10 protein-coding genes and 1 pseudogene are annotated in these 10425 nt (G+C 70.4%); 2 read left to right on the top strand and 9 right to left on the bottom strand.

Going from position 1 to position 10425, the window contains the following annotated elements; genetic code table 11:
* Positions 1-649: 649 nt before the first annotated feature.
* The 4 genes from ybaK to ACP4J3_RS46025 all read right to left on the bottom strand — a co-directional run bounded on the left by ybaK (position 650) and on the right by ACP4J3_RS46025 (position 4686).
* Positions 650-1156: a Cys-tRNA(Pro) deacylase gene (ybaK, locus tag ACP4J3_RS46040; protein WP_426543416.1), complete on the bottom strand. Its 507-nt coding sequence runs from the start codon at positions 1154-1156 to the stop codon at positions 650-652.
* A 15-nt stretch (positions 1157-1171) separates the two neighbouring features.
* Positions 1172-1909, bottom strand: coding sequence for an LON peptidase substrate-binding domain-containing protein (locus tag ACP4J3_RS46035; protein WP_426543414.1), 738 nt, complete (start codon positions 1907-1909; stop codon positions 1172-1174).
* Positions 1910-1920: 11 nt separating this feature from the next.
* Positions 1921-2961, bottom strand: coding sequence for a hypothetical protein (locus tag ACP4J3_RS46030; protein ID WP_426543412.1), 1041 nt, complete (start codon positions 2959-2961; stop codon positions 1921-1923).
* Positions 2962-3096: 135 nt separating this feature from the next.
* Positions 3097-4686, bottom strand: coding sequence for an oxidoreductase (locus ACP4J3_RS46025; protein ID WP_426543410.1), 1590 nt, complete (start codon positions 4684-4686; stop codon positions 3097-3099).
* A 474-nt stretch (positions 4687-5160) separates the two neighbouring features.
* Here ACP4J3_RS46025 and ACP4J3_RS46020 point away from each other — a divergent pair, with 474 nt between their 5' ends.
* On the top strand, positions 5161-6063 hold the full coding sequence (locus ACP4J3_RS46020; protein ID WP_426543408.1) for an IS5 family transposase: 903 nt from the start codon (positions 5161-5163) through the stop codon (positions 6061-6063).
* Positions 6064-6143: 80 nt separating this feature from the next.
* Positions 6144-6287: pseudogene (locus tag ACP4J3_RS46015) on the top strand (DUF4291 family protein); the annotation flags it as partial.
* Between the two features lie 180 nt (positions 6288-6467).
* On the opposite strand, the gene ACP4J3_RS46010 reads toward ACP4J3_RS46015, so the two are convergent.
* The 5 genes from ACP4J3_RS46010 to ACP4J3_RS45990 form a co-directional block, all read right to left on the bottom strand.
* Positions 6468-7955 (bottom strand): SulP family inorganic anion transporter, encoded by a 1488-nt coding sequence (locus ACP4J3_RS46010; RefSeq protein WP_426543406.1) that lies wholly within the window; start codon positions 7953-7955, stop codon positions 6468-6470.
* Positions 7956-7969: 14 nt separating this feature from the next.
* Positions 7970-8551: a carbonic anhydrase gene (locus ACP4J3_RS46005; RefSeq protein ID WP_426543404.1), complete on the bottom strand. Its 582-nt coding sequence runs from the start codon at positions 8549-8551 to the stop codon at positions 7970-7972.
* A gap of 307 nt (positions 8552-8858) precedes the next feature.
* On the bottom strand, positions 8859-9251 hold the full coding sequence (locus ACP4J3_RS46000) for a hypothetical protein (RefSeq protein WP_426543402.1): 393 nt from the start codon (positions 9249-9251) through the stop codon (positions 8859-8861).
* Positions 9252-9303: 52 nt separating this feature from the next.
* Positions 9304-9462 carry a hypothetical protein gene (locus tag ACP4J3_RS45995; RefSeq protein WP_426543400.1) on the bottom strand — a complete coding sequence of 53 codons (159 nt, stop codon included), beginning with the start codon at positions 9460-9462 and terminating at the stop codon, positions 9304-9306.
* 31 nt (positions 9463-9493) lie between these two features.
* On the bottom strand, positions 9494-10360 hold the full coding sequence (locus ACP4J3_RS45990; protein WP_426543398.1) for a GNAT family N-acetyltransferase: 867 nt from the start codon (positions 10358-10360) through the stop codon (positions 9494-9496).
* Positions 10361-10425: the final 65 nt, after the last annotated feature.

The raw sequence follows: 10425 nt of genomic DNA, 5'->3' as shown, positions 1-10425 counted from the left end.
GGACGGCGCGGCCTTGTCCTCGAATGCCGGGCGGGCTGGATGGTGTGGGCTGGCATCGGGTGGGTGGGGGTTTGGGACGGCGCGGCCTTGTCCTCGAATGCCGGGCGGGCTGGATGGTGTGGGCTGGCATCGGGTGGGTGGGGGTTTGGGATGGCCTGGACTGGTCCTCACGCGCTGGGCGGGCTGGATGGTACGGGTCGGCGTGGAGAGGTGCCGTTGGTGGCATGTGCCTTCAGCGGGTGGGTGGGGTTTGCGACGGCGCGGCCTTGTCCTCGAACGCTGGGCGGGCTGGAGGGTGGCACCCCCTGGGGGGTCGGTGGGGGTTCGGGGCGGCGTGGTCTTGTCCTCGTATGCCGGGCGGGCCGAATGGTGCGGGTCGGGGGTGGAAGTTGGCGTTCCTTGTGGGTGGGTGAGGGCTTGTCCTCGGGCGTTGGGTGGGGCGGCAATGCTTGGACCGGCGTTGGGAGGGGGCCGGTCGCCCGGCTTGGGTGGCCCGAGGGGGTTCGCCAGCCGGGCAGGTGGGTGTGGTGGGTCTACGCCGGTCGGTGGCCGTGGTTTGAGCGGCCCTTCTTGGTGCGCCACTTGCGTTTGCGGGTTTTCTTCGACATGTCTCTCGTAATTAACCGAGGACAGCGCTGCCGTCGAGGGGTCATGCGCGCCCGATGGGGGCGAGTACCGCGTCGGTGAGCTTGGTGAGGTCCTCGGGGGAGAGTTCGACCTCCAGGCCGCGGCGGCCCGCCGAGACGCAGATCGTGGGGTGGGCGGAGGCCGAGGCGTCCAGGACGGTGGGGATCTTCTTGCGCTGGCCCAGGGGGGAGATGCCGCCCCGGACGTAGCCCGTCGTGCGTTCCGCCAGGGCCGGGTCGGCCATCGCCGCGCGCTTGCCGCCGACCGCCGACGCCAGGGCCTTGAGGTCGAGCTGGCCCGCCACCGGGACCACGGCCACCGTGAGGCTGCCGTCCACGTCCGCCACCAGCGTCTTGAAGACCCGCTCGGGTGACACACCCATCGCCTCCGCGGCCTCCTCGCCGTAGGAGGGGTGGGAAGGGTCGTGGTCGTAGGCGTGGACTGTGTAGGTGATGCCTGCGGATGTGAGGGCCACCGTCGCGGGAGTGCCGCCCGATTGGGGGTGGTTCTTCTTTGACTTCTTCGCCATGTCGGCCGGTTCCCGTCAGTTCAGGCTCGTCGGGCCGCGCGTCAGGTCCGACGCCGGCAGCGATGGCAGCGTACGGATGATCGAGGTCTCGGCGCGAAGGAGTTTCAGTTCGTCGCGCAGCCGGGACGCCGTGTCGGGGGACTGGAGCAGGCGCTGCTTCGTCGGGGTGTCCAGCATCATCGCTGCCGCGACCAGGTAGGAGACGACCGAGGGCTGGTCGGGGAGGTCGGCCGTGGTGGACACGGACCGTTCGCGGGCGCCCGCCAGACGCTTCTGGTACTGGCGGAACGACCGCAGCACCCCCTCCGCCAGCGCCCCCGCCTCGTCGCCCGGTTCCTCCGGGAGCTCTTCCAGCTCCGCGGTCAGGAACGGCCCCGACGCGTCCACCGACACCAGCCGCACCCGAGTCGTCCCCGTCGCCAGCACCTCGAACGTGCCGTCGGCCCGCTCCCGGATCGTCGCCGCGTCCGCCACACAGCCCACACCGTGGAAGGACTTCGCCGGGTCCTCGCCGAAGCCCGCCGCCGGCCCGCGGTCGGGCTGGGCCGTCGGGTCCGGCATGCCGGGGGCGCTCGGGGCCACCTCGTGGCCGTCGCGGATCGCCACGACGGCGAAACGGCGCGGTTCCTCCTCGGGGGTCTTCAGCAGCTCGCGCATCATGGCGCGGTAGCGCTCCTCGAAGACGTTCAGCGGGAGGACCAGGCCTGGGAACAGCACCGAGTTCAGGGGGAAGAGCGGAAGGTGGACGGTCACGGCGCCAAAGCCTAGTGGTCGCCGGAGCGAACGCGTCCCGCCCGCCCACCTGGTGGATGCCCGCCGCCCGCACCCTGCGCCGCCCGCACCCGCACCTCGTCGCGCATCTCCAGGAACCGGCCCAGCGGATCGTCCGAGAGCCGGCTCCACGGGAAGGAGGTGGCGTACGGCCCGATCAGGCGGAGCTGCTCCAGGGCGTCCTCCCAGCGGTCCAGCCGTACCAGGACGTACGTCAGCTTGTTGCGGACGGCGGCGGGCCACACGTCGGTCGCCGGGAACCGGGCGGAGAGCGCGATGGCCCGGTCGGCCGCCGCGTCCAGCCGCTCGCGCGGCACGCCCGGCCCGCAGTCGTCGTTCAGGTAGGCGAGGGCGGCCCAGGTCGGCAGCGCCTGGACCAGGGAGTCGGCCGGGGTGTCCTGCGCGGCCCGGTCGGCGAAGTCCAGGCACTCCCGGTGCGAGCCGTGCCAGGAGGAGGCCAGGTAGTGCAGGGCGGCCACATGGCAGCCGTAGTGGCGCGGGGCGCGGCGCAGCGCCGCCTCCCACAGCTCCCCGAAGTAGACGTGCCCGGCGCGTGAGCCGCGCGCGTGGTCCAGGGCGATCCGCCACGGCACCGGGTCTCGGTCGTCGGCCCGGGCGGCGGCGGTGATCAGCGGGCTCACCCCGCGCAGCGCCTCGGCCCGGGCCGGCGAGCGCCAGGCGTGGTCCACCGCGAGCTGGGCCCTGATCAGCAGCGCGTCCGGGTCCTGCGGGGCGGCCGCGTACCAGGACTGAAGCCACTCGGGGCGCGAGCGGGCGAAGGCCGCCAGGTGCCGCGCGTATGCGTCGCGGTGCTCCCACTGCGCGTGCCGCCGCGTGGCGGCGAGCAGTTCGGCGGCGGATTCGTACCCGCCCTGCCCGGCCGCGACCAGCGCGGGGCCGAGGCGGTCGTCGGGCGCGTCGAGGAGCACCTCGTCGTCGGCGGGGAGCCCGGCGACGGAGGGACCGCCGGCGGGGCGCTTGGCGGCCGCCCGGGACAGCCGGGACGCCCGGCCGAACGGGAGCATCGAAGCCATGGCCGCCCCTTGCGCACCTGAACCGCGCCGCTCTCGCGAACCGAAGGTTCCCGTCGTCGTGGTTGCTCCATCAATGGTTGCGATAGAGATGACCACTCACCACCGGCGAGGGTTGTACGCGCGTCCGGGCGACGCTCAGCTCCGCCGCAGCAGACGTGTCGCCCCGGCCGCGACCGTCGTCGCCAGGACCCAGCCCAGCAGGATCATCGCGGCGGCCAGCCACTGCCAGGCCCCGCTGAGCTGCCAGAACCCGGCCTGGCCGAGATCGATGACCGGCAGCAGCAGGTCGAGGGCGAACAGCGGCGGGTTCCAGGTCGGATGCTCGCCGCCCTTGAGCGGCGGAGGGTCGGCCTGCGCGAAGGCCACCGAGCTCGCCGCCCACAGCACCGCCATCCACACCGCCGCCCGGCCGGGCCGATAGCCGTAGGCGACCATCCAGTCCTGGGCGTACCCCCAGAACTTGGCCGCCGGCGGCAGCGTCTCGCGGCGCCGGCGCTGCTTGGCGAGCAGCACCTCGCGCGCGTCCTCGTCCTCACCGCCGTTGCGTAGTACGGCGGCCAGCCGCTCGTACGGCTCCGGGTTGTACTCGGCGGTCGCCGCCGCCACCCACTCCAGCCGCCGCTCCAGCGGGAACGGGCCGCGCGGCACGAGGTTCTCGTAGGTGAAGCCGCTCATGTGCAGCAGCCCCGGGTCCGGCCAGGCGTCCGCCCGGTCCATCAGGTTGACGATCCGCGCCCCCGACAGCACCACCCCGCCGCGCTCCGGCCGCTCCCCGAGGAAGCGCAGCTCGGGCGTCTGGATGCGGCGCAGCGACAGCTCCTGCTCGTCGGTGAAGGTGAACCGGGCCCGCTCCAGGTCGACCGCGTCCCCGAACCGCCCGTCGTCGAGCCGCACCCCGCCCTGGCACTCGAACCGCTGGATGCGCGTCCCGCGCGCGGGCGTACGCCCGCTCAGCAGGGGGCTGCCGATGCCCGCCGGGGTCAGGTACAGGGTGCGCCCGACGGTCAACTGGGGCGCGTTCAGCGCGAGCCGGGTGTACGGGTTGACCAGCCGCGCGCCCCGCAGGCTCAGCGACACGCCGATGCTGGCGCCGCGCAGGCTCAGCTCGCCGTGCGACTCCAGCATCTCGGCCTGGAGGTCCTGCCCGACGCTGATGCCGTCCGCGGCCATCGAGCGGCCGCTGCGGTCGCGGTAGACGATCGCCTGGTTGAGCAGCAGATCCGTGCCGATGTGGGCGTCGGTGAGCCGTACGCCGTTGTGGAACCGGCAGCGCGGCAGATGCAGATCGCCCTCGGTGTGCACCCGGGCCGCCTCCAGGCGCGGTACCGCGCAGTCCACCAGGCGCACGGTCGTGAAGTGGGCCTCCGGCAGCAGGATCTCCCGGTCGAAGCGGCAGCCGCGCATCTCGACGTAGGGCACCACGGTGCCGCCCGCGAGGTCCATCGTGCCGCTGATCCGCACGCCGGTCAGCTTCAGCGAGGACACCCGGCCAGCGAGGGCGGGCGGCCCGTCCAGCAGCAGCCAGCAGATGATCCGCGCGCGTACGGTGCGCTCGTCGCCCCAGGGATGCCCGCCGTGCGGATCGTCGACGATCGTGTCGCCGCTGCTCAGGTCGTACACGCTGCCGTTGCGGAAGGCCTGCCACATGCCGAGTTCGGCGGCGGTCAGGTCGTTGGGCAGGTCGTCCGGCAGGTCTCCGTCGCGGAGGCCGGCACCTTCGGTCACGTTTCGCCCATCCCCCTCATCTACTCATGGGTTCGTACAACTGTTCATGCCCGCTGAGTGACGCTCCGAACGCAAGACGTGAAGGTGATCTTCCGGGTTCCCGTGGGATCTCGGGAGCGATCTGTATCAGCCATTGATCCCGGTTACTGGCTGACGGGGGGAATGACCGGCCATGGACGGCCAGAACTGCCAGGTCAGGCGAGCATCGGCCGTCGCCTCACATGCAGGCTGTGAGAGATGTGTGAGACGGCGGCCGTCCCGAGCGAGCACGGAAAGGCCCCGCGCGGGAGGTTTCCGGTCCTCCCGGGCGGGGCCTTCGTACGACCTCCGACCTTCGCAGCGGAACCCGGCCTTCAGTACCGTGCGTCCGGCATATGTGCGTGCAGCGCGCTCGCACGGGGTGTGAAAAGGCCCCGCCCATCCGCTTAGGGCGTGTATCGAAAGTGGATCTTGAGCGTGAGATGATCTTGATTCGTGGCACGTGGAGATCTGACCGACGCGCAGTGGGCGGTGCTGGAGCCGTTGTTGCCGAAGGGCAAGAAGCCCGGACGGCCGCCGACGTGGGCCAGGCGGCAACTGGTCGACGGCATACGGTTCCGGGTCCGCACCGGCATCCCATGGCGGGACCTCCCTGCCGAGTACGGGCCGTGGGGCCGGGTGTACGACCTGTTCCGCCGGTGGCAGCGGGACGGCACCTGGCATCAGATCTTCATCGCGCTCCAGGCCCGGGCCGACGCGAAAGAGCTGATCACTTGGGACCTCAACGTCGACTCCACGGTGTGCCGGGCCCACCAGCACGCCGCCGGGGCAAGGAAAAGGAAAAGAAGGAAACGGGGCAAGGAAAAGGGGGAGCTGCAGAAGGAGCCGCCGGGCGGCGTCACCGTCGAGCCGGACGACTACGGGCTCGGCCGCTCGCGCGGGGGCCTGACCACCAAGCTGCACTTGGCCGTCGAACAGAGCCAGAAGCCCATGTCCATCGTGATCACGGCCGGGCAGCGGGGCGATTCTCCGCAGTTCGAGGCTGTCCTGAACAAGGTCCGTGTTCCGCGTCTTGGGCCGGGCAGGCCACGCACCAGACCAGACCGGGTGCGGGCCGACAAGGCGTACGCATCCCGTCGCAACCGCGCCTACCTGCGGCGGCGCGGGATCCACTGCACCATCCCGGACAAGGCCGACCAGGCCGGAAACCGCAAGAAACGCGGCTCGCGCGGCGGCCGACCGCCGAAGTTCGACCCGCAGGATTACAAGGCTCGGCACGCGGTCGAGTGCGGCATCAACCGCCTCAAGAGGCACCGGGCCGTGGCCACGCGCTACGACAAGCTCGCGGTTCGCTACGAGGCGACCGTCCTCGTCGCGGCCATCAACGAGTGGCTTTGAGCAGCTCATTCGAACCGGCCCCGGGGGGTACGGCAACGTCGGCTCGCCGCGCCAGCGGACAAGATGGCAGGGTGCGGCGCATGACGCCCCAGTATCAGATTCGTGCCGACTACGACGCTCGCACGATCGTGTTCTATCAGGCGTACTCGCCTGCCATCGCTGGCGCGGCACTGCGGGCGGGCCGCTTCGTTGCGCCGTTCTCGTTCCACCGCATGACGTGGATCTTCGCTGTACTTCACTACTGGGCGGGGAGGAATATGGGGCGCAGGGCGATGGCACTGACATCCATCCTGTTGGTGCTGATCGGTAACCCGATTCACGCCCCGAAATGGCCAGCCGGTCTGCATGAGCGGCAGGCCGGGCGGTACGCGCCATTGGTGCGTACCGCCCGGCTGTCGAGGGGGTCAGGCGCCGGTTGCTGCCTTTACCGGCTCGGTGTCCGTTGTGACCTTCACGGGCTCGGTGCCCGTGGCGCTGTGCTGGGCGGCCCAGTTCTCCAGGGCGGTGCGGACAGCGTGGTCGAGGTGGTGCAGGCCGGACATGTCCAGCTCGACCGGACGGTCCTGCGGCAGTGCCTCCAGGCTGTCGAGGATCTTCGGCAATCGCAGGAAGGTCGCGTTGCCTGACAGGTACGCCTGGATCGGGCCGGCGCCCTTGTCGATGACCTCGAGCTTGACGTGCGAGGCATCCCAGGCGGTCTTGATCACCGCCAGTGCGAGACCGATGAGCACGCCCTCGAACATGTTCACAGCGACGATCGCCACGGCCGTGATCACCAAGATCAGTGCCTCACCCTTGTGGTCCCGCCACAGCTCCGCGATCTGGCGGAAGGGAATGAGCTTGAAGCCCGCGTGCACGAGGATGCCGGCGAGGGCGGGAATCGGGATCAGCGCCAGGGCGGCCGGCAGTGCGGCGGCGAACAGCAGCAGCCACACGCCGTGCAGCACACGGGAAGCCTTGGTCTTCGCGCCCGCGCCCACGTTGGCGGAGCTGCGCACGATCACCGCAGTCATCGGCAGCGCGCCGAGCAGACCGCACACGGTGTTGCCGGTGCCCTGGGCGATCATCTCCTTGTTGTACTGGGTGCGCGGACCGTCGTGCAGCCGGTCCACGGCCGCCGCGCTGAACAGCGACTCGGCCGAGGCGATCAGCGCGAAGGCGACGATCGTGCCCCAGATGGCCGGGCTGGCCAGCTCACCGAAGGCAGCGGCCCCGGGCGGCTGGATGACGCCGAGCAGGCCCTCCACCTTCACCGTGGCCACCGGCAGGCTCAGGGCGAGGGTGGCGACCGTCGCAAGGATGACCGCGGCGAGGGCGCCGGGCATGGACTGCACCGCCTTGGGCAGCTTCTTCCACAGCACGATGACGGCGACGGTGCCCGCCCCGATCGCGAGCGAGGCCAGTGCCTGGGGGGTGTCGAGCGCGTCGGCGAACGCCCCCGGGAGCCCCGCGATCTTGCCGATGCCGGACGCCGGGGCCTTCAGGCCCGCCGCCGCGTAGATCTGCCCGGCGATGATCACCAGACCGATACCGCACAGCATGCCCTCGACGACGGCGACGGATATCGCCCTAAACCAGCGGCCGATCCCGAGGAAGCCCATGGCGAGCTGGAGCAGACCGGCGACCAGCACGATCACACCGAGCGTGCCCACCCCGAACTCGCTGACCGCCTCGAAAACGATCACGGTCAGGCCGGCGGCCGGCCCCGACACCTGAAGGCTGCTGCCGGGCAGAAAGCCGGTGACGAGGCCGCCCACGATGCCGGTGACCAGGCCGAGTTCGGCGGGGACGCCGGAGGCGACCGCCACGCCGACGCACAGCGGCACGGCGACCAGGAAGACGACGATGGAGGCAAGGAAGTCCTGCCTCAGGTAAGGGAACTTGGACAGCATGGTCGTCAACTCCCTTACAGGATCTCGAACGTGTCGGACTGCGCGCGGTGTTCGCACACGATGCCGGTGTGGACCTCGTAGTACCAGCCGTGCAGCTGCAGTTCACCGGCCTCGAGGCGCTTCTCGATGCAGGGGTAGGAGCGCAGCCGCTCCAGCTGCGTCAGCACGTGGTTCTGCACGGCCTCGGCAACCGTCGGGTCGCTGGGGTCGGTGCACTTGGGCTCGTCCGCGGCGTGCGCGAGCCAGTCGCGTACGGCGGGTACGGCCGCCAGGTCGTCGTGGCGCACCACCGCACCGACGGCGCCGCAGTGGGAGTGACCGCAGACCACTATGTGCTTGACGCCGAGCACCTGCACGGCGTACTCGATGGTGGCCGCCTCGCCGGTGGGGGTGGCGGAGGCGTACGGCGGGACGATGTTGCCCGCGGTGCGCAGTTCGAAGAGCTCGCCGGGCCGGGCGCCCGTGATCAGGGCGGGAACGACCCGGGAGTCGGCGCAGGTGACGAACAGGACCTCCGGGGATTGTCCCTTGGCGAGGTGAGCGAACTCCTCAGGGCGCTGTCCGAACGTTCGGGCGTTGTCGATGAGGGGTTTCATATCAGCTGTCTCCAGCGCGCGCGATGGCGCGTTGTTGTGTGAGGGTTGGCACGCCGGTGGGGGCAGCGTCGATCGGCCGTGTGGCGCACGCGGGCACACGGCATGGCAAAACGGTGGGGGGTGGTGTCGGAGCGGACCGTGTGGCGCACATGGGCACACGGCATGGGGACAGTGGGGGGTGGCGTCAGGGGGACCGTGCGGCACACAACGGGCGCACGGTGATGCGGAACGGCCAGGCATGCGGAGGCGGCCACGGACGGTCCGGTGCTGCCAACGTGGGCCGTTCAGCAGGGAAGAGACATGTGGCTCAGCAGCGGAAGACTTGCAGGACCGCAGGGAGCGTGCCGCTCAACCGTCGCGGTGCCTGGTAGGTCAGGGCTGTTCGGATGCTGGTCGGTGTGACGGCAGAGGCCGCCGGATCCTGGGACTGGACACCACGCGCGGGCCTCTTAGGCTCGCAAGTCTCGCCCTCGTGCCACTGGTGGGTGCGCACATGTGGGATCGCGTCGTCAGGGAGCTCCGGGCCACCACGGCCGACGATCTCCGCCTGGGTGGCGATGAGGTCCGCCTGGTGAGCGGACGCCGTGGGAGCGGTGTGGAGGACAGCCAGCAAGGCCAGCAGAACACCGGCGATGAGCGCGAGCACGGGCTGTGTCGTCGCAGCTCGTGACACGTCCACCTCCCGGTTCGTCTCGTCCATGCCTGTACGGGGCGGAACGGCGTGATGGATGCCTTGAACGCCGTACCCCTGGCTAGAAGTTAGGTGACCGAAGTTTGAGGGGGATTGCTGCCGGGTGACGCTCCGGTGAGCTTTCAGATGCGTTTGTGATCAATGTGTGCCCGACGGTACGCACGAGAACACGTTCCCGGCCGGGCTTGCGGGCCCAGTTCCTGCGGTGCATCAGCCACATGAACGACGGCTTGGCATTTTCGATACACCCCCTAGCAGGGCTGCCAGTACGTGAAGCCCAGCGACGTGAGCCCCTCGGAACGGCACAGGGCGTCCGAAGGGCCGCCGACCTCGGTCTGAAGGAGTTGGTAGGCGGCGCCGTGCGACTGGCCCCAGTGCATCGCGGCGCGCCACAGCAGTCGGCCGAGACCGGCTCCTCGATGCCCCTTCCGGACACCGAAGTACTGCGGCATGAGCTGGGGAACGGTGATGGCGTCCTGTCGGATCTCCATGGGACCGATGGCGCCCGCCACGGTTCCGTCCACGACGGCGGTCAGGACCGGGCCCACGTTCCCGTTGATCATCTGCTCGTAGAGGAAAGCGAAGCCGTCTGCGGCCATCTCACCGGCGAAGTCCTGGAAGGTGTCCCGCACGGCCTGTGGCCATTCGGTGAAGGGGCGAACGGGGCCGCCAGGGGCAGGGCAGGGCGCGGCGGTGAAGTCCTTGAGCTGGATGCGCGTGCCGCGGCCGTCCAGTGCCTCGGGTCCGAGGAAGCGGATGATCCTCGCCTTGTCGGCGTCGTACTGCATGGCGAGCTTCTGGGCCAGCTCCGACGCCACGAGCGCGCTGTCGTCCTGCATCCCGTAGACGTGGACCTTGACGGTACCGGCGCCGCGCCGCAGCAGAGTGGGGATGAGCGTCTCGCCTGGGCGGTGGACGATGTCCTCGGCGAGGACGGTCTCGTCCTTGCTGTCCGACCAGCGGACGTCCTTGTCGTAGCGCAGGAAGCGCTCTGTGGAGGCCGCGATCAAAGTGTCCGAAAAGAGGTCCTGCGTTAAGACCGACGGGTGCACAGGACCGAGCGTCGGTACGAAGGGGACCGTCACCACCGGGCGCAGCCAGTCCCAACGGAATCGCATGGCGGAACCCTACCCGCCGCTCACACGCGGAACAGGCCCCGGCGCGAAGTGCGCCGGAGCCTGAC

The organism is Streptomyces sp. UG1, assembly GCF_049974585.1.
Lineage (GTDB): Bacteria > Actinomycetota > Actinomycetes > Streptomycetales > Streptomycetaceae > Streptomyces.
The sequence above is the reverse complement of the archived record's forward strand: the minus strand, read 5'-3'. Positions and strand labels throughout refer to the sequence as shown.

Coding starts and splice junctions, on each gene's coding strand:
- ybaK (WP_426543416.1), bottom strand. CDS start 1,156: ATGGCGAAGAAGTCAAAGAAGAACCACCCCCAATCGGGCGGCACTCCC.
- ACP4J3_RS46030 (WP_426543412.1), bottom strand. CDS start 2,961: ATGGCTTCGATGCTCCCGTTCGGCCGGGCGTCCCGGCTGTCCCGGGCG.
- ACP4J3_RS46010 (WP_426543406.1), bottom strand. CDS start 7,955: ATGCTGTCCAAGTTCCCTTACCTGAGGCAGGACTTCCTTGCCTCCATC.
- ACP4J3_RS46005 (WP_426543404.1), bottom strand. CDS start 8,551: ATGAAACCCCTCATCGACAACGCCCGAACGTTCGGACAGCGCCCTGAG.
- ACP4J3_RS46000 (WP_426543402.1), bottom strand. CDS start 9,251: ATGGACGAGACGAACCGGGAGGTGGACGTGTCACGAGCTGCGACGACA.
- ACP4J3_RS45995 (WP_426543400.1), bottom strand. CDS start 9,462: ATGTGGCTGATGCACCGCAGGAACTGGGCCCGCAAGCCCGGCCGGGAA.
- ACP4J3_RS45990 (WP_426543398.1), bottom strand. CDS start 10,360: ATGCGATTCCGTTGGGACTGGCTGCGCCCGGTGGTGACGGTCCCCTTC.